General features: G+C 64.3%; 17 protein-coding genes. 2 read left to right on the top strand and 15 right to left on the bottom strand.

The genetic code is table 11. The features are described 5' to 3' along the window. The first annotated feature begins 76 nt into the window (after nucleotides 1-76). Nucleotides 77-799 (top strand): SDR family oxidoreductase, encoded by a 723-nt coding sequence (locus QTJ18_RS25110; protein WP_252753882.1) that lies wholly within the window; start codon nucleotides 77-79, stop codon nucleotides 797-799. A 31-nt stretch (nucleotides 800-830) separates the two neighbouring features. After that, on the top strand, nucleotides 831-1,253 hold the full coding sequence (locus QTJ18_RS25105; RefSeq protein ID WP_252753881.1) for an Atu4866 domain-containing protein: 423 nt from the start codon (nucleotides 831-833) through the stop codon (nucleotides 1,251-1,253). A 39-nt stretch (nucleotides 1,254-1,292) separates the two neighbouring features. Here the strand turns inward: QTJ18_RS25105 and QTJ18_RS25100 are convergent, their stop codons facing one another. The 15 genes from QTJ18_RS25100 to QTJ18_RS25030 all read right to left on the bottom strand — a co-directional run bounded on the left by QTJ18_RS25100 (nucleotide 1,293) and on the right by QTJ18_RS25030 (nucleotide 18,497). After that, a complete protein-coding gene (locus tag QTJ18_RS25100; protein ID WP_252753880.1) occupies nucleotides 1,293-2,114 on the bottom strand; it encodes an iron ABC transporter ATP-binding protein in 822 nt (273 codons plus the stop codon). Beyond that, nucleotides 2,111-3,055, bottom strand: coding sequence for an iron chelate uptake ABC transporter family permease subunit (locus QTJ18_RS25095; RefSeq protein WP_252753879.1), 945 nt, complete (start codon nucleotides 3,053-3,055; stop codon nucleotides 2,111-2,113). The genes QTJ18_RS25100 and QTJ18_RS25095 overlap by 4 nt, the downstream gene beginning before the upstream one ends. Beyond that, entirely contained in the window at nucleotides 3,048-3,992 is a 945-nt protein-coding gene (locus QTJ18_RS25090; RefSeq protein ID WP_252753878.1) for an ABC transporter permease, read from the bottom strand. The genes QTJ18_RS25095 and QTJ18_RS25090 overlap by 8 nt, the downstream gene beginning before the upstream one ends. A 32-nt stretch (nucleotides 3,993-4,024) precedes the next feature. Continuing rightward, nucleotides 4,025-4,936 carry a siderophore ABC transporter substrate-binding protein gene (locus tag QTJ18_RS25085; RefSeq protein WP_252753877.1) on the bottom strand — a complete coding sequence of 304 codons (912 nt, stop codon included), beginning with the start codon at nucleotides 4,934-4,936 and terminating at the stop codon, nucleotides 4,025-4,027. A 153-nt stretch (nucleotides 4,937-5,089) separates the two neighbouring features. Further along, nucleotides 5,090-7,381, bottom strand: a complete 2,292-nt coding sequence (locus QTJ18_RS25080; protein WP_252753876.1) for a TonB-dependent receptor — start codon at nucleotides 7,379-7,381, stop codon at nucleotides 5,090-5,092. Nucleotides 7,382-7,526: 145 nt separating this feature from the next. After that, nucleotides 7,527-8,648 (bottom strand): FecR family protein, encoded by a 1,122-nt coding sequence (locus tag QTJ18_RS25075; RefSeq protein ID WP_252753875.1) that lies wholly within the window; start codon nucleotides 8,646-8,648, stop codon nucleotides 7,527-7,529. A gap of 176 nt (nucleotides 8,649-8,824) precedes the next feature. Beyond that, entirely contained in the window at nucleotides 8,825-9,340 is a 516-nt protein-coding gene (locus tag QTJ18_RS25070; protein WP_252753874.1) for a sigma-70 family RNA polymerase sigma factor, read from the bottom strand. Nucleotides 9,341-9,476: 136 nt separating this feature from the next. After that, nucleotides 9,477-10,601, bottom strand: a complete 1,125-nt coding sequence (locus tag QTJ18_RS25065; protein WP_252753873.1) for an FAD-dependent oxidoreductase — start codon at nucleotides 10,599-10,601, stop codon at nucleotides 9,477-9,479. Further along, a complete protein-coding gene (locus tag QTJ18_RS25060) occupies nucleotides 10,594-11,265 on the bottom strand; it encodes an ATP-binding cassette domain-containing protein (protein WP_252753872.1) in 672 nt (223 codons plus the stop codon). The genes QTJ18_RS25065 and QTJ18_RS25060 overlap by 8 nt, the downstream gene beginning before the upstream one ends. Before the next feature lie 2 nt (nucleotides 11,266-11,267). Further along, nucleotides 11,268-12,932 carry an ABC transporter permease gene (locus QTJ18_RS25055; protein WP_252753956.1) on the bottom strand — a complete coding sequence of 555 codons (1,665 nt, stop codon included), beginning with the start codon at nucleotides 12,930-12,932 and terminating at the stop codon, nucleotides 11,268-11,270. 63 nt (nucleotides 12,933-12,995) lie between these two features. Further along, nucleotides 12,996-14,216 carry an ABC transporter substrate-binding protein gene (locus QTJ18_RS25050; RefSeq protein WP_252753955.1) on the bottom strand — a complete coding sequence of 407 codons (1,221 nt, stop codon included), beginning with the start codon at nucleotides 14,214-14,216 and terminating at the stop codon, nucleotides 12,996-12,998. Between the two features lie 116 nt (nucleotides 14,217-14,332). Continuing rightward, the gene (locus QTJ18_RS25045; protein ID WP_252753871.1) at nucleotides 14,333-15,052 is read right to left on the bottom strand and encodes a TVP38/TMEM64 family protein; all 720 of its coding nucleotides are present in this window, start codon (nucleotides 15,050-15,052) and stop codon (nucleotides 14,333-14,335) included. Beyond that, nucleotides 15,049-15,666 carry a CDP-alcohol phosphatidyltransferase family protein gene (locus QTJ18_RS25040; RefSeq protein WP_252753870.1) on the bottom strand — a complete coding sequence of 206 codons (618 nt, stop codon included), beginning with the start codon at nucleotides 15,664-15,666 and terminating at the stop codon, nucleotides 15,049-15,051. The genes QTJ18_RS25045 and QTJ18_RS25040 overlap by 4 nt, the downstream gene beginning before the upstream one ends. Next, a complete protein-coding gene (locus tag QTJ18_RS25035; RefSeq protein WP_252753869.1) occupies nucleotides 15,663-17,174 on the bottom strand; it encodes a dihydrolipoyl dehydrogenase family protein in 1,512 nt (503 codons plus the stop codon). The genes QTJ18_RS25040 and QTJ18_RS25035 overlap by 4 nt, the downstream gene beginning before the upstream one ends. Before the next feature lie 213 nt (nucleotides 17,175-17,387). After that, complete coding sequence (locus QTJ18_RS25030; RefSeq protein WP_252753868.1) at nucleotides 17,388-18,497, bottom strand: PAS domain-containing sensor histidine kinase; 1,110 nt, start codon at nucleotides 18,495-18,497, stop codon at nucleotides 17,388-17,390. Nucleotides 18,498-18,577 lie beyond the last annotated feature (80 nt).

Genomic DNA, 18,577 nt, shown 5'->3' with positions numbered 1-18,577 from the left:
GATGGCTTATCGCAACAATGCCTTTTGCCTATCTTCCGTTCAACCGCAATGAAGCGGGAACAAGAGGAGACGCAAAATGAACAAGGTCATTCTCATCACCGGCGCATCGAGCGGGATCGGCGTCGGCATCGCGCACGAACTGGCCAAGACCGGCGCCACTCTGGTGCTGGGCGCCAGGCGCCTGGACCGGCTGAACGCCGTGGCCGAGGAAATCCGCGCAGCCGGCGGCACCGTCATGGTCCGCAAGCTGGACGTCACCGACCGCGCCGACATGGCACGCTTTGCGGATGCTGCGCGGGAGGCCTATGGCCGGATCGATGTCCTGATCAACAATGCCGGCGTCATGCCGCTGTCGCCGATGGCCTCGCTGAAGGTCGAGGAATGGGACAGGATGGTCGATGTCAACATCAAGGGCGTGCTCTATGGTATTGCGGCCGTATTGCAGGACATGACCGAGCGCGGCTCGGGTCAGATCATCAACATTGCCTCGGTCGGCGCGCTGACTGTCTCTCCGACTGCGGCCGTGTACTGCGCCACCAAATATGCGGTCCGGGCGATTTCTGATGGCCTTCGCCAGGAAAACGACCGCCTGCGCGTCACCTGCATCCATCCAGGTGTCGTGGAGAGCGAGCTTGCGGAGACGATCACCGACAAGACCGCCATCGAAGCGATGAAATCCTACCGCGCCATCGCCTTGACGCCCGATGCCATCGGACGGGCCGTGCGCTTTGCAATCGAGCAGCCGGAGGATGTCGATGTCAACGAGATCGTGGTGCGCCCGACGCGCGCCGCCTTCTGAACCGCCAAATCTTTCAGAAAGGGAGCCAGCCATGACCAGACCGGTGAGCTCGCATATTGCCGCCGTCATCGCCACTGCTGCCGCATCGCTCGGCACGGTGGCCCCCACCAGTGTCAAAGCGGAGGACGCCATGCCGCAGCAGAAAACCACGCAGGTCGACCTGCAGAAGAAGTCCGGTGCGCCACCCCAGGATGGGCGCAGTGATGGCCGTGATATTGGCCGTTATGTGGGAATGTGGGTCACCGGCGATGGCCGGATCCGCCAGGAGCTCCTGCCCAACGGGCGCTATGACGAGGCGCGGGGCACGCGGCAGAGCGCCTATCAGGGCCGATATGAAGTGAGCGGCGAGCATATCGACTACTGGGACGATACAGGCTTTACCGCCGACGGCACCTTTGTCGATGAAGATACGCTGCATCATGGCGGCATGATCTTCTACAGGCAGAAGCCCTGACGGCGCGAACGCGCCTTCAGGATTATCTCCCAAGCCGCGTCAGGTCGGCGGGGCCTCTTCCGGCTGGCTGTCCGGCTGGCCGTCTGGCTGGCCGTCTCTGGCCGGCGCATAGTGCAGAGCAAGCTGCAGGCCGCCCGCCGAGATGACGGGCACGGCAAAACCATAGATCGCCTGCAGGATCTTTGTACGCATGATCTCCCCGGGCGGCCCATCGGCAAGGATGCGGCCGTCCTTCATCGCGACAATCCTGTCGGCGCTGGCAGAGGCATGGTTGATATCGTGCAGGACGATGATGATGGTGCGCCCCGTCTGGTCGGCAAGGCGCCGCAATTCGATCATCAGGCGCCGGGCATGATACATGTCGAGATTGTTCAGGGGCTCGTCGAGCAGGATGTAATCCGTGCCCTGACAATAGGTCATCGCCACCATCACCCGCTGGCGCTGGCCGCCGGAGAGCCGGTCGAGAGACCGCGCCGCCAGGTCCTGCAGTTCGAAACGGGACAGCGCCTCCTCGACAGCCGCGCGGTCCTCCGCCGTCATCCGGCCGCCGCTGTGCGGGAAGCGCCCGAAGCCGACCATTTCGCGTATGCTGACGCGCGGCGGCGGACCGCTCTCCTGCCGCAGAATGGCGATCTTCTTCGCCAGTAGCCGCCCCGGCGTTGCGGCAATATCGAGACCGTCTATGGTGACCGTGCCGGTCTCGAGCGGCAGAAGCCGGGCCATCAGCGCCAGAAGCGTCGATTTGCCGGCGCCGTTCGGCCCCACCAGCGCGGTGATGCCGCCTCTCGGCAGCGTCAGATCGATCTTGTCCAGCACGCGCTGTCCCTGGCGCTCCAGACTTAAGGATTTGACCTCGATCATCGGCGGTGCCTTCCAAACAGAAGCAGGATGAAGACCAGGCCGCCGATGAAATCGACGACGACGGACAGCGTGGAGGCCTGGCCCAGACCATGCTGCAGCAAGGTCTGTCCGCCGACCAGCACGATGACGCCGCACAGGAAGGCAACCAGGAATATCCGCGCATGCCGGCGCGACGGCGTCAGCCGCTCGGCCAGCGCCGCGATCAGCAGGCCGAAGAAGGTGACCGGACCGACGAGTGCTGTGGAGACCGCGACCAGCAGGGACACGCAGAGGAGGTGGATCATCACCACACGGTTCCAGTCGATGCCGAGCGCGATCGCCGAATCCTGGCCCAGCGCCACGACATCGAGCTGGTGGCGCCGGACAAACAGGAAGCCGCCGACGACAAGTGTCACCGCCGCAGCGATGAGGAGGAGATCGGTATGGGGCGCTGCGAAATTGGCCACCATGGCGCGCTGCGCCACGGCAAATTCCTGCGGATCGATGAGCCGGGCGAGCAGGTTGGTGAGGCTGCGGAACAGGCCGCCGATGACGATACCGGCGAGCAGCATCAGGGAGAGATCCATCCGCCTCTTCAGCGCCGGCCAGAGAATGAGGATGGCCAGCAGCATCAGGGCGGCCGCGCCGACGGTAAATTTCAGCTGCGGCGAGAGCGACACATAGCCGAGCCCGCCCAGCGTGAAGACGAGGCCCGTCTGACCGAACTGGTAGAGCGCGTCGAGACCCATGATCGACGGGGTCAGGATGCGGTTGCCGGTGATCGTCTGGAACACGACGGTGGAGAGCCCGATCGCCAGAGCGACCGTCATCAGGGCGGCCAGCCGGACACCTCGCAATTCGAGCGCGAAGGCGAGGTGACCGCGCAGGTTCACCGTCAGGAAAGCGAGGATGGCGGCCGCCGCGAGCGCGATCAGCCCGGCCAGTATCAGCCGGTCACGCATTGCGCCGCTCCTGCAGGATCAGCCAGAGGAAGACGAAAGGACCGACGACCCCGAGCACGGTTCCAACCGGGATCTCGTAGGGAAAGCGGATAAGGCGCCCCACAATATCCGCGCTCAGGACAAGGATCGCGCCACACAGGGCCACCAGAGGCAGCGTGCCGCGCAGATTGTCGCCGAAGATGCGCGAGACCAGGTTCGGCACCACCAGCCCGACAAAGGGCACGAGGCCAACCACCACGACCGAAAGCGCCGACATGACCGATACCAGCACAAGGCCGATCTGCGTCATCCGCCGATAATCGATGCCAAGGCTCGTTGCCTGGCCCTCGCCCAGCGCCATGATGGTCAGCCGGTCGGCGGCAAGCAGGGCGGCTGCGATCAGGAGGACGCAGAAGAACAGCAATTCATAGCGTCCCCGCAGCACGCCGGAGAATTCGCCGTTCATCCAGATGTCCAGATATTGCAGGAGATCGTTCTGCCAGGCGACATAGGTGACCGCTGCGCCGACCACGCCGCCATAGACGAGCCCGAACAGGGGCACCAGATGCGGCTGTTCCGGCGGCAGACGGTGGGCCGTCGATAGGAAGAGCGCCGTGCCGGCCAGAGCGCAGCCGCTGGCGACCAGCGCCTTCAGGCCGATCCCCGCCGAAGGCAGGAAAAGCGTCACGATGAGGATGCCGAGCGCGGCGCTCTGCGCCGTGCCGGCGGTCGAAGGTTCGACGAAGCGGTTGCGCGTCAGCGTCTGCATGATCTGCCCGGCAACCGCGAGGCCGGCGCCTGTCAGCACCGCTGCCAGCGTGCGCGGCATCCGGCTGATCGACAGAAGGTCGAGCAGCGGCAGCCGGTCTCCGGCGCCGGAAAGCGACAGGTCTTCCACACCGATGGCCAGACTGGCGATGACGAGAAGCGCCAGGCATAGCCCGGCGCCTTTCATCATGCGGGACTGTGCGTGCGCGGCGGTTCCGGTCATCACGGATGGGCGGAAAAGGCGGACTCGATGGCGGAAAGCACCCGTTGGGTGGCCTGCAGGCCGCCGGCGGCAATATAGAAATCGGCCGCGGGAAGATAGATGACCCTGCCGCTTTTCCAGGCTTTCGTCTCGGCGACCAGCGCATTATCGAGCGTCGCCCGGGCATTCTGGTCGCTGGCACCGATGGCCGCCGCGCGGTCCAGCACCAGCAGCCAGTCGGGATCGGCCTTGCGGATGAATTCAAACGAGACCGGCTCGCCATGCGTGGCGGCCTGCATCTGCTCGACGGCCGGCGGAAGACCAAGGGCCTTGTGCACCCAGCCGAAGCGCGATTCGCTGCCATAGGCCGAAACCTTGGGGCCGTTGGTCATGACGATCAGCCCCCTGCCCTTGCCCTGAACGGACTTTCGGGCACGATCGAGGGAAGAATCGAACCGTTCCACCGCCTGTCTTGCCGCGTCCTGGCGCCCGAAGAGCTCGCCATAGGTGATGGCACGCCGTCTCGCCTGGTCGATCACATCGACGCCGTCCATCGTCATGTCCAGCGAGGGGGCGATCCGGCTGGTCTGCTTCTCCTTGCCCGAGGAGCGGCCGCCGACGATGATGAGATCGGGCGAAAGCGCGCTCAGCGCCTCCAGATCGGGCTCGAAGATATCGCCGACGATCTCCGCCTTCTCCGCCACGCCGGCGAGTTCCGGAAGATAGAGGGTCTTCGGCACACCGGCCGGCGTCACACCGATGGCAAGCAGCGTGTCGAGCGCGGCAATGTCGAAAACGGCGACCTTCTTCGGCGGCGTGTCGATTTCGACCTTTCCTGCATAGGTCTCGACGTCCATCGCCAGGGCATGGCTTGCGGCAAGAAGAAGACCGGCAACACACAGGGCGCGTCGCGTGATGTGGCGGATGGGCATGGCGTGACTTTCTTGCAAATCGGGCCTCAAAAGCTGGCCTCAAAAGTTGAATTTCAAAAGCGGCATCTCGAAAACTGGACGTCAAAAGCGGCTGAGAGACCAACGGGGGCCGGCCTGCCCAGCCTTTCCAGGCGAAGCAGGCCGGCTCCGCCGTCAGAAAGTTGCCCGAACCGAAAGCAGGAAGGTGCGGCCCTGCTCGTAAAGCGGGGTGACATTGCCGAATTCCTGACCATAGGTCGCGCGGCTGGCATAGGTTTCGTCGAACAGGTTCTGAACCTCGGCCCGGAAGGTCATGTGCTGCAGCGTTTCCGGCTTCCATTCGGTGTAGAGGTTGACGACCTCATAGGCCGAATAGGTGACGGCGCCATCCTCGTATTCGGGGGCGATCTCCATGTCGCCGCCGATGGTGAGGCCCCAATTCGTGAAGGTATGGGCGGCAGAGACCGTGATGATGTCACCGACCGGCGTCGTCAGATAATTGCCCGTATCGGAATCGGCGGGCTTGCCGTCGATTTCGGTATCCACATGGGCGTATTTCACCTTGACGAAGCCATCCACCCAATCATACCCGGCACCCAGTTCGAAGCCCCGCGTTTCCACGTCATATTTCTGATTGGCGAGATTGAAACGATATTTGGCGACGCGGGCGTCGTCGATATCGCTGCGGAAGAGGCTGGCCTCCGCCGTGAAACCGTCCTGATGGAATTCAAGGCCCGCCATGATATTGTTCGCTGTCGTCACGTCCGGCCCGCCGGTGCCGTAATCCCAGGCCGGGTTCATGATGAAGGCTTCGGCCAGCGGAATGCCGGCAAAGACATGCGAGGCCCCGGCCTTGGCCGTCAGAAAGCTCGTCAGATCATATTCCACCGAAAGATTGCCGCTCAGACCGGCATTGTCCCAGGTCTGGCCGGTCGTTCCCTCGAACCACTGGCGGTCGGCACGCCCGCCGAAGGAGAGCCGCATGGCATCGAAGGGTTCCAGGCGCGCCTGCGCATAAATGCCGACATTGCGCGCCTTTTCCCGGGCATCATCGGTATTGATCGCCGTATCGAGGTCGATCTTGTCGCTATAGAAATCGATACCGGCGACAATGCTGCCATTGTCGAGCGCGAAGCGGTTCTCGATCTTGCCGTTCAGGCTGCCGCTTTCTCCCTGCCCGTCATAGGACGCGCCGATGCCGCGGCCGGCATTGTAGAAGATCGGCGTTTCGACTGAACTGTGGCTATAGGCCAGGCGGATGGTCGGATCGAGCCAGCCTTCCGGTGTCGTGTCCGAATAGGTGAAGACGGTATTGTCGCGCTCCAGCCGGTAATTGCGATATTTCGGCTCCCAGGTGCGGCCGGTGTCGATGACGCTTGCATTCGCCCGGTAGGGGCGCTCGGCATCGTCAAGCACCCGCTCATGGCTGATCTCGAAACGGTCGCCCGTCTGCGCCTCATAGGCGAGCTTGCCGAGCCCGCTCAGGAGATCGGTCTCGGTTCCCCGCACCTCCTGGCCATTGCCCGCTTCGTAATTATCGCCCTTGCCGAAATTGAGGAAGCCGAGAAATTCGAAACCGTCCTGCATGCCCCATCCGCCGAGGCCGGTGGTGAAGGTGCGGCTGTTGGAGTTGAAGGTTTCCGAGACCATGCCGCCATAGCCATCCTGGCTCAGCAGGTCCTTCACATCCTTCGTCTCATAGGAGATCGAACCGGCCAGCGCACCCGGACCGGCATCGGCCGGCGCTATCCCCGCATCCACATCGACTGCCTTCAGCAGCGAGGGATCGATCAGATTGGTCGCATTATGATGGAAGACGCGATTGTTCTGGCGGCTGCCGTCGATGCTGACGGCGAGCGTCGTTTCTTCAAGCCCGTTGACATAGACCTTCTGCGAGGTCGGGATCGAGCTGCCGACGCTGACGCCCGCTTCGCTGCGAAACACATCGGCAATGCTCGTCGGATTGCGCGCCGCAAGCTCTTCTTCGCCGATATTGACCGAGCTGACGCTCGTCGCCTGCCGATCGCCGCTCACCTGGACCTTGTCGAGCGTCAGCGAACCATCGGCTGACGGCGCCCCGCCGGCGGCAGAGGATTGCTCGTTGATCACCACGACACCGCCGCTGATGCGGTAGGAGACGCCGGTGCCGGCCAAAAGGCGCGCAAGTCCGGCCTCGGCGGTGAAGCGACCGCTGACAGCCGCCGAGGTGACGCCGCGCACGGCATTCGAGGCCAGCGAGACCTGAAGGCCCGATTGGCGGCCGAAGAGCTTCAGCGCATTGGCCAGCGGCTGCGCCGGAATGTTGAATTCGCGGATCTGGGCCGTCTCGGCCGCGGTCTGCGCCAGCGCCGGCAGGCTCAATGGTCCCGCCAGAAGCGCCAGTCCGCAGGCTGTCGTTGCCAACAGGCGGCGCGACGCAGCCCCGATCAAGGCGTCGCGAGCCGCAAAAACTCTCTGAAATGTCATACTCGTCCCCATACAGAAACCGGCCCCAGCCGTGTCCAGGGGTAAATACGAGTATCGCAGACCAGTTTTTCACGCGGCCGGCCGGGTTTTTCCGCCTTTTGCCGGAGGATCTGGCTAAACGATTGTTAAATCTATTGGTTTTTCTTCATTGATAGGAGGAGATAATCCGCAGATAGGGAGAGACGGCGCGCACTTTCAGGCCGAAGGGAGCCACCAGGGCGTCAAGCGCCTTGTCGGGATCGCGCAGATCGTAAAGGCCCGTCACCCGATGCGACAGAAGCTCATCCTGCGCCACCACTATATAGGCGCCATGCTGGCGCTGGATCTGGCTGACGACATCGCCGAAAGGTTGGTCGGTCACAGACAGCCTGCCTTCGCGCCACAAGGCTATGTCGGCGGGATCGACATGCGAGCGCTGCACCCTGCGGCTGGAGCGCTCGACAGTGACGACATCGCCCGGCAGCAGCGACAGGGCGTCGCTTGCGCCCGGCTCCTCCAGATGAAGGGCAACCTGACCCTGTGCAAGCTCGACCCGGGTGCCGTCCTGCGTATTGCGCACGCTGAAGGCGGTTCCGAGCACCCGCACCGCCGCATCCTGCGTTTCGACCACGAAGGGGCGCGCGGTGTCGTGCTCCACCTCGAAATAGGCCTCGCCGGCCAGCAATCGCACATGCCGCCGGCCATCGTCGAAATCCTTCGCCAGCGCGGTCTGCGGCGCCAGCGTGACACGCGACCCATCCGGCAGCGCAACCACCTCCGTCTCGCCGGCCGCCGTGCGCAGATCGGCATTCCACCTGAGAAGGAGATCAGGGCCGAGGATAACGGCCGAGAGGCCCGCCGCCAGCATGGCAAGGCCGGGAAGGCCCAGCCGGCGCCGCGACAAGCCCGATCCGGATCTTGTCTCTTTGCGCCTTCCCCTTTGACGCGTTCCCCGTTTGCGCATTCCTGCTTGGCGCATTCCCCTTTCGAGCCCCGGCTCGATCGGCTGCCCCTTGAGGGGCAAGGCTCCCGGCAGCCCACGCGGCAGGTTCGCAGCGCCGGCCCTTTCGCTTTCCACCGCCTCCGGCACCGGACGCGGCTCTTCGCCAAGCGCCGACCAGGTCTGACAGATGCGCGCCCAGGCCGCCGCATGAGCCGGCGAAGAGGCAAGCCAAAGCTCCCACTGGCCAAGCAGGTCCGGATCAGCGGGTTCGTCCCGCAGACGCATGAACCACTCCATCGCCTCTTCGAGACGCAGGACCTGCAGCTGTTCATCCGAGAGTGTCACCGGTCGGCCATTCCTTGTTCGCTGCGTCGCCCTGCTGCCGGCTGAGATTGTCTCCGCACATCCGGGAAGGCGGCGAGCGCGTGCCGGTCATTTCCATGACCGAAAGCAGATGCTTTCCCGCCTTTCCGATATACGATCTCTGCCCTGGTTTTTTTCATGACCTGATCGACTTTTTTTCAGGAGTCCGCCGCCTGCAGCGACAGGGCGATCTTTACCATGCCGGTCCGGATCATCCGGTGTGCCGTTGCCACGGAAATCGAAAGCTCCGCGGCGATCGCTTCCAGCGTCCATCCTTCGATGCGATAGAGTTCGACGGCCTTGCGCATGTCGGCCGGCAGCTCTTCCAGCGTCTGCGCGGCCAGCCGGGCCTGGTCGGCAAGCAGGACATAATCCTCCGGGGTCGCGGCATCCTGCGGCAGGATCCAGAAAGGCGGATCGATGTCGCGGCCGCGCCTTTCGACATGACGCCGCTTCAGCTGATCGAAAGCGAGATTGCGCACGATGCTGTAGAGATAGGACAAGACCTGGCGGGGCGCATGCTCGTCGACATCCAGAGGCTTCAGACGCAGAAAAGCATCCTGGACCAGATCCTCGGCCTGATCACGCGAGCCCAGCAACCGGGCAGCATAATCCACCAGGGCAGGCCTGTGTTCTAGGAAAACCGCGACCTGGCGCGAGGTCTGTGCACTCATGCTCGATAGGCATCTGGGTAAAGTTGATTGCTTTGCTCTTCTTTCCTAGCCTGCTCACCCCGCCATGGCAACCAAAGAGCATCGCATCACCTGCTTTCCTCGGTCGTCTCACGCCTGTCCTGTTTCTGGAAATCCCTCACATCGTGCGGTAGCGTTGCAGGAACCGGCTGTCGATCCGCTCTTTCCAGCGGGTGACCCAGCGCCCGAGAAGGGCCAGTTGCCACTTATCGGCGATGGCGCGCCCGTCGGAGAGCGAAATCAGCGCCAGCCAGGCGCGCTGCGGCCGAAAGGCCTTCAGCCGGCCTCTCGTCATGCTGCGGTGAATATTGTCGGCAAGCACAGGCCCTTCGCGCACCGCAAAGACACCGGCCTTGGGACGCGGCTCGACGAGCGCTGCGACATCGCCGGCCGCAAAGACATTGCTGTGCGACAAGGATCGGAGTTTCTCATCCACGCGGATGAAGCCGTCCGGATCGAGCAGCAGTCCGGTCTCCCGCAACCAGGCCGGCGCGCCGCTGGACGTGGTCCAGACAAACTCGTCGGCCTTCAGCCGCCGCCCGTCTTTCGCCAGAACCTCGCCATCCTCGACCGCCACGACATCGAAATCGCGGTGATGGGCGATGCCGGCTTTCGCCAGTTCCCGCTCCACCAGCCGGCCCGCCCGGAGGCTGCGTTCGGGAACCGGCCGCGGCGCCCGCCCTGCAAGGGCGATCTCGATCGGCCGCCCGCGGTAACGGCGCTTCAGCGCGAAGGCCACTTCGACGCCTGCAACGCCTTGGCCGATCACCGTCAAAGCGAGCGGGCGGCCCTGATCGGCCAGGGCGTCGAGCCGCAACAGGCGCTCCGCGAAGCTTGCGATGGGTTTTACCGGAATGCCCGCGGTGACGGCCGGCGGGAGCACCGGCGTCGAGCCGATATCGATCGACAGCAGCCGGTAATCGAGCCGGCTTCCATCCTGCAGGAAGACCCGTCGGCGCTCGGGATCGATGCCGGTCGCGGCGGTCTCCAGAAACCGGATGCCATGGCCCCGGCACAGCGCCAGAAGATCGACATGAAACTCCGCAAACCCGTACGCGCCGGCAATATGGCCCGGCAGCATTCCGGAATAGGGTGCGTGGCGGGAGGGCGAGACAAGCGTGACCCCTCCGGCAAGGTCCCGCCCGAGGCCAAGTTGCCCCAGGTGACGCACGACCTCCAGATGCGCATGGCCGCCGCCGAGCAGCACGATCGGACCGGCTTGCCGAAGGTCGCGCTCATCCATCGGCCACCCCCTTGCCGCCGATGCGATGCACAGGGCCGCCGGCGGCCTCCGCATCGGCCTCGTCATGGGTGACCAGGATGACCGGCAGACCGGCGGCGCGCGCGTGGTTGAAGACCAGGCTGCGCATCTGTGCCCGCAGGTCCAGATCCAGCTTGGAAAAGGGTTCGTCCAGCAGCAGCAGCCTTGGACGGGAGACGAGAACTCGCGCAAGCGCCACGCGCGCCTTCTGGCCGCCCGATAGCGTGTCCGGATCCCGATCGTCGAAACCCTGAAGCTCCATATCCGTCAGCATCTGCCCGGCCAGGCGCCGCCGCTCCCTTCGGCTGCCGACGGAGGCCGGAACGGCGAAGGCGATATTGGCGCCAACCGACATATGCGGAAACAGCAGCGGATCCTGGAAAAGAATGCCGGCGCGGCGCGCCTCCGGGGCAAGCGACAGCAGATCCACACCGTCGACGGCAACGGCACCGCTCGCCTGGAAGGCTGGATCGAGAAAGCCGCCGATGAAGGAGAGAAGCGTCGATTTGCCGGAGCCGGAGGGGCCCATGACCGTCAGCACCTCTCCCGGCGCGATCGCGGCCGACAGATCGATCAGCCGGACAGGGCCGAGCCGGATGACAATGGCGGCAAGCGACAGGCCTTGTCCAACAGTGTCCACCGGCATGATCACACCCTCATGCCTTTGCGGTTGCGGTGCAGGAGGGCCGGCAGCAGGGCCGCCAGCGCAAAGGCCAGGAAAGGCAGCATGGTCTGCAGCAGGGCATAGACTCCGATGACCCGGCGGTTATTGCCGGAGGCGAGCGCCACGGCCTCCGTCGTGATGGTTTGCAGCCGGCCCTCGCCGATGAGGACCGTGGGCAGATATTGCCCCACCGAAACGGCAAAGCCAACGGCCGCCGAGGTCAGGATCGGACGGATCAGCATGGGAAGGCGGATGGCGACGAGAACCGCCAGCCGGCGCTTGCCGAGCGCTGCCGCCATGATCTCGTAGCGCCGGTCGAGCGCTCGCCAGGGATCGGCGAGCGACAGGAAGACATAAGGCAGGACGAAGACCAGATGCACGAGAACGAGGCTTGCCAGCCGATAAGGATTGCCGCTGCCGACAAAGAGGAGCTGCAGGCCGAAGACGAAGGTGATCTGCGGCACGATGAGAGGCAGATAAAGGATCAGCAAGGCCTTCTGCCCGCCGGGTCGACCGGTCTCGATCTCCCGTTCCAGGCAGCCGATCGTCAGCAGCACCGCGAGCGCGGTCGAGGCAAGACCGGCCACGAGGGTGGTCGCGAGCGGGTCCAGAATGGCCGGAAGCGCTCTTTCCCAGCTTCGCAAATCAAGGCTTTGCGGCAGAAGATCCGGAAACTGCCACAGCCCGGCGAAGGACCAGAGGGCAAGCATTGCAAGGCCTGCAAAGACCGCCGCGCCGATCATCGCGACCGTGAGGGCGGAGACGGCGCGTAGCAGCCGGTCGCGGCCAAAGCGGCATCCTTTTTCGCATAAGGCGCGCCGCAGCGAGGCTCCGAGCCGCTCCAGGCCAAGCCAGAGGGCGAGCGCGGCAAGCGTCACCCCGAGCTGCAGCAGGGCGCCGGCGCAGGCGAGGAAGCGGGTGGAGAGATCGGCATCGTTCATCCATCGCACCAGCTGCGTGGCCAGCGGTCCGGGCAGGTCGGGACCAAGGATCAGCGCCACATCCACCACCGAGGACGAATAGGCGATGACGGCATAGACGGCGAAGCGGATCTGCCGGTAAAGCGCCGGCCAGAGCAGATAGACGAAGCCTGCAATGCGTCCATAGCCGAAGGCGGCAGACAGCCTGCGGGCCGAGGCAAGATCGACCTGCGGCAGGGCGGCCAGCATGACCAGGAAGAGGAAGGGCGTTTCCTTCACGACAAGGCCTGCCATCATGGTGACGCCGAGCGGATCCTGCGGGATCAGCCAGTCCGGCGGGCGATCCAGACCGAGGACAGGAGCGATGAGGCGGACGAGAAAGCCGGACGGTGCGATCAGGAAGGCCAGGCCGAAGGCGGCAGCCGCATGGGGCACGGCGAGAAGCGGCGAGATGAGATGCTGAAGGCGCGACAGGACCGGCGTTCCGGCATAGGCCGCGGTAAAGGTCAGGGTGATGGCAAGGGACAGGAAAGTGGTGACGAGACCGCTTGTCAGGCTCAGCAGAACGGCCGCGCCAAGCCCTGGCGTGGCCAGAAGCGCGCGCATCGGTGCAAGCTCGAGACTGTGCCCGCCCAGCGCGGGAAGATAGCCGAAGCCCGGCAGCAGCGTGCCGACAAGTCCGAAGGCGATCGGCAGCAGCAGGAGGCCGATCGTGAGCGCGACGGCGATGGCGGCAAGCCGCGGGCCGTCACGATCGGCAGGAGCGCGTGGCGTCGGTCGGCGCAGCACGGATCAATTGCCGCTGGCGTAGCGACGCCGCCACTCCGTCTCGATGCGCTCCATCCAGCTTGCATGCGGCTCGGCGATCACCGGCCCGAGCTTGTCCGGAGCAAGGGTTGCAGGGCCGAGATCGAGGCCTTCGAAACGCTGGCGATCCGCCTCGGAGAGCTTGGCCATGGCAAGCACCGTCGGATCGCCCCAGAAGGCCGGATCCTGCTTGCGCAACTGCGCCTCCGGCGAGAGAAGGAAATTGGCCGTCAGCAGGGCGCCTTCCTTCGCATTGGCATTGAAGGGAATGGCAACGAAATGGGTATTGCCGAGCGTCCCGCCGAAAAAGGTGAAGGAGCGCACCGTATCCGGCAATTCGCCCGCCGCGATGCCGGCCGAGGCTTCTGCCGGATTGAAGGCGAAGATGATGTCCAGTTCGCCATCGGCGAGCTTCTGCTTCATGTCCGGATAGTTTTGCGGGAAGGCCTTGCCGGCGCGCCAGGCGAACTTGTGCAACTGGTCGAGATAGGCAAAGAGCGGCTCGACGTCCTTGGCGAACCGCTTCTCGTCGACCGGCTGCATCAGCTTTGCCTTGTCGTCGATCACCTCGCTCAAGACCTGCTTCAAGAAGGAGGAGCCGATGAAATCCGGCGGAGCGGGATAGGAGAAGCGGCCGGGATTGGCTTTCGCCCAATCGAGAAGCTCACCGGCGCTTTGCGGCAGCAGGGCGGCGTCGGTGCGGGCGCTGTCATAGAAGAAGACCATTTTGGCGCCGCCCCACGGGCTTTCCAGCCCCTCCGTCGGCTCGGTGAAATCCGTCACTATGGTCGGCTGGTTCTCGACGTCCACATAGGTCCAGTTCGGCAGCGCCGTCGCCCAGCCCGGCGTCATCAGCAGGCCCTGCTCCTTCATGGAGACGAAGTTCTCGCCATTGATCCAGATGAGATCGACGGCACCGCCACTGGCCTTGCCCGCCGCCTTTTCGGCGATCACCTTGGCGACGGCGCTGGCCGTGTCGTCGAGCTTGACCTGCACGAGTTCGACGCCGTAGCGCTTGCGCATTTCCGCGCCCACCCATTCCAGATAGGCATTGATGTTTTCCGACCCGCCCCAGGCATTGAAATAGACGGTCTGACCCGAGGCGGCCTGTTCGATGGCGCTCCAGTTGGACGGGTCGGGGCTGGCCGCACTGGCGTCAAGCCTGCCAGCACCAAAGACCAGGCCGGCGGCAAGAAGATAAGTCATCCATCGCATGCTGTGCCGTTCTCCTCTTGAAGCGGGTGCCGATGCCTGAAACATCGCATTGTCTCTGTCGCTACGCGAACAGGCTCTGCCGGATCTTAATTTTGTGATGAAGAGCTTCATCCTTTGCCACCCCGCTGTCGCAGCTGGCGGATGATGGTGGGGATCAGCGCGACCAGCGCCAGAGCGAAGAAGGCCAGCGTGATGTCCCGCGTCACGAGATCGGAAATCCGCGCCTCCCGGCCGGACTGCTGCGCGGCGAGCAGTACGCTGTCGACGCCCTGGCCCAGATAGGCATAGGCGAAGGTTCCGGGCAGAATACCGATGAAGGTTGCCAGGACGAAGCGCCCGAGGCTGATCTCGAACAGGGCTGCCGCGATATTGACGACGAAGAAGGGAAAGACGGGCGCAAGCCGGATCGCCAGGAGATAGCTGAAGGCATTGTCGCGGAAACCCTCCGCCAGGGACCGCATCACCCCGTCGACCCGGTGGCGCAGAAATCCGCCAAAGGCGGAGCGGGTGGCCAGAAAAAGAAGCGAAGCTCCGATCGTGGCGGCAATCGCGACCAGCGCGCCGCCGAGCAGCCAGCCGAACAGGAAGCCCCCGAATATGGTCAGGACGGAGGCTGCGGGAAAGGAAAAGGCGGTGGCAAGACAGTAGACGACGAGGAAGAGCAGCGCCGAGCCCAGATAATGGCCATCCACGTAAGCGCGCAGGGCCTGCCGCTGCTCGGCCAGAAAGCCGAGGCTGAGATAATCCTGCAGGCCGAAGGCATAGCCGAGCGCCAGGCCGGCAACGACCAGAAGCATGGGCGCAAGGCGAAGCAATCGGCGGCTCATGGCGCAGGTCCCGAAAAGGCCAGCCAGGCCTGTCGCCAGCGGATGACGGTGGTCAGGCCGCAGATTGCCGCAAAGACATAGGCGATCTCGGCGAAATGGTTGGAAAAGAGGCAGAAGGCGATGAAGACGACGATCGTCTCGAAACCCTCCGCCAGCCCGCCGGCATAGTAGATGCCCTTTGTGGGAAATTCGGGCGCCTTGCGTCCCAGCCTGGCGGCCACCGCGGAAAAGGCGAGAAAGGAGGAGCCGGTGCCGACAAAGGAGACGATCAGGACCGCGGCCGGCAGCGCGTGATCGGTCGGAGCCTGAATGGCAAAGCCCAGTGGAATGAGCGCGTAGAAGACCATGTCCAGCGCGATGTCGAGAAAGGCGCCGCGATCCGTCGGTCCCTTTATGCGGGCCACCGCGCCGTCCAGCCCGTCCAGCAGCCGGTTGGCGAGGATCAGCATGAGGCCGGCGGCAAAGGCGCCAAGGCAGAGGGCGAGGAAGGCGGCAAGCCCGGCGAAAAAACCGGTGAGGCTGATGGCATCGGCCCCTATGCCGCGGCTGGCGAGAAAGCGTGCCAGGGGCTGAAGTGCCGCCTTCTGCGCCGGCAGGATGCGCGCGTCGATCATCCGCGCCTCCAGGTCTGGAAGCGTTCCAGCAGGGATAGCAGGAAAGCGCTGATATGGTTGCGTCGCCATTGTCCGGCGGCCATCTTGTTGGCTTCCGCAAGCGTCGGATAGATGTGGATGGTGCCGAGGATCTTTCCAAGCCCCTGGCGGTGCTTCATGGCAAACACGAATTCGGCGAGAAGATCGCCGGCATGTTCGCCGACGATCGTGGCGCCGAGGATCCTGTCCCGGCCCGGCACCGTCAGGACCTTGACGAATCCCTCGGCCGCGCCGTCCGTCACGGCGCGATCGAGCTCGCCAATCGAAAAGCGCGTCACCTCGTGCGGAATGTCCCTCGCTTTCGCCTCGCTCTCCGACAGGCCGACACGCGCCACTTCCGGATCGGTGAAGGTCGCCCAGGGAATGATGCTGTAATCCGCCTTGAAGCGCTTCAGATCGCCAAACAGCGCATTGACCGCGGCAAACCAGGCCTGATGGCTCGCCACATGCGTGAATTGATAGGGTCCCGCCACGTCGCCCGCGGCGAGGATATTGGGATACAGCGTCTGCAGATATTCGTTGGTCGCAACCACCCGGTCAATGGGAATGCCCAGTTCCTCCAGCCCGAAACCCTTAAGGCGCGGCGCTCGCCCGACGGCGACGATGATATCGTCGAAGTCAATGCGGCGACGCACGCCGTCATGGTCCACCTCGATCCAGGTCTCATCCGCCTCGCGCCCACAGGCGACAGCCTTGTGGGCCGTCAGCACATCGACGCCATCCGCCCTCAGAGATGCTTCGACGCAGGCGGCCGCATCCTCGTCCTCGCGCATCATCAGGCGCGGCGCCATCTCGATCTGCGTCACCTTGGAGCCCAGCCGCGCAAAGCTCTGCGCCAGCTCGCAGCCGATCGGCCCGCCGCCCAGCACAACCAGCCGCTGCGGCGCCCGGCTTCGGCCCCGCAGCCTGTCCCACAGCGTGTCGGAGGTGAGATAATCGATTTCGGCAAGACCGGGGATTTCCGGCACGAAGGGCCGGGCGCCGGTCGCGATGATGATGGCGCGCGCCGTCAGCCGCTCCACCCTGCCGGATGCCAAATCGATTTCCACTGTCCAGGGATCAACCAGCCGCGCATAGCCGCGGCGCACATCGACGCCGAGCTTTTCATAGCGTTCGACGCTGTCATTCGGCTCGATCGTTGCAATGACCCTGTGCACGCGCTCGATGACAGCGGCGAAGGGAATCTCGGGCTCGACGGCAGCAAGCCCGTAATGATCCGCATGGCGCATCTGATGGGCAAGCTTGGCGCTCCTGATCAGCGCCTTCGACGGCACGCAGCCGAAGTTCAGACAGTCGCCTCCCATGCGGTTGGCTTCGACCAGCGTGACCTTTGCCTTGGCCGCCGCGGCGATATAGGCCGAGACCAGGCCTGCGGAACCGGCCCCGATGACGATCAGGTTGCGATCGAACCGTCTTGGCCGCGTAAAGCCTGCGGCAGAATTGCGCGTCGCTTCGTCTGCCTCTCTCATGCGAGCCTTTCTCCGGTGGAGGACAAGATCCGACCTGCAGCCGGGCAAAAAACAAGGATCACGGGACCGATTGCTGCACAGGGATCGTCCAGCCGCCTATTTTTGTAAAGTCGTTCGAACAAGCCGCAATGTTACCCCCTGGGTTGGCAGGATTGCGCTTTTTTTCCCGACCCCTCCTCCGCATGGCGGGACCAGGAAAGGCCAAGGCACAATCTAATGGCGCAGCGGCATTTCGAAGGTGAAGCACGTCTCCAGGGGTGTGGAGGAAACGGTGAGCGTGCCGGAATGGGCCCTGGCAATCTCATGGGCAATGAAAAGACCGAGGCCGAGCCCCTCGCGATAGCCTTGCGACTGGCCCCGCACGAACGGATCAAACAGCCTTGCAAGCGCCGCATCGGGAATGGGATCGCCGCCATTGGAGACGGAGAGGCGCAGCATATGGTCGGTCGTCTCGGCAACCAGGCGCACAGGCTGCTGCCTGTCGCCATGGGTAAGGGCATTGCCGAGCAGATTGGAGACGAGCTGGCCGATCTTGGAGGGGTCGCATTGGACGCTTCGGGTGATGGCATAGGTGGTTGCAACCTCCTGATCGGGTCGCGACGCGCGCAGTTCCTGCACCACCTGGTCGATCAGCGGCTCCAGCGTGTCCTCGATGGTCAGATCGAGCCCGATGCCGCCGCCAAGCCGGGCGCGGGCGAAATCCATGACATTGTCGATCAGGCCCGACATTCTAAGCACGCTGCCCTGCATGAGCCCGATGACCTGGCGGCCGCGATCGCTCACCGCTTCCTTCGCCAGGAGCCGCGTCGCGGCAGATATGGATGCAAGCGGATTGCGGAGATCATGCCCGAGCACGGCGATGAACTGCTCGCGCAATTCGCCATCCGCCTGCTGCTCGCGCAGACCCTGCTCGGCGGTCTTTCGCGCATCCAGGAGTTCGCGCTCGTACTGACGCCGCTCCCCGGCCTGCACGAAGACGATCCGGACGACATCCGCCGCCTTCGAGGATCCCGGCACCAGGGAGGCCGCCATGATCACCGGAACGGCCATGCCATCCCGTCGCTTGAGGTCCAGCGTGACTTCGCTCACGGTGTTCTGGATCTGCAAGAGCGGCGCGAGATTGGTCTCGTAGAGGATGCGGCCCGCCATCGTGAAGATCTCGCGCAGGCGCTTGCCGTCAAGCTCTCCGGCTGCATAGCCGAGCAGGCTGGTAATCCAGTCATTGGCGACGAGGACGCGGCCATCGTCACCGACGACGACATAGCCACAGGGCGCCAGGTCGAACAAATTCTTGTAATCCAGTGCGATGGCCTTTCCTACCATGCCCAATCGGTCCGGTTTCGACAGTTGATCATCAAAATCTCCGCAAGCTGGCCTGGAATGTCAATCTCGCTTCCTCAGGA

The sequence above is a fragment of the Rhizobium sp. SSA_523 genome (assembly GCF_030435705.1).
GTDB lineage: Bacteria > Pseudomonadota > Alphaproteobacteria > Rhizobiales > Rhizobiaceae > Neorhizobium.
This window is presented reverse-complemented; position numbering and strand designations above follow the sequence as displayed.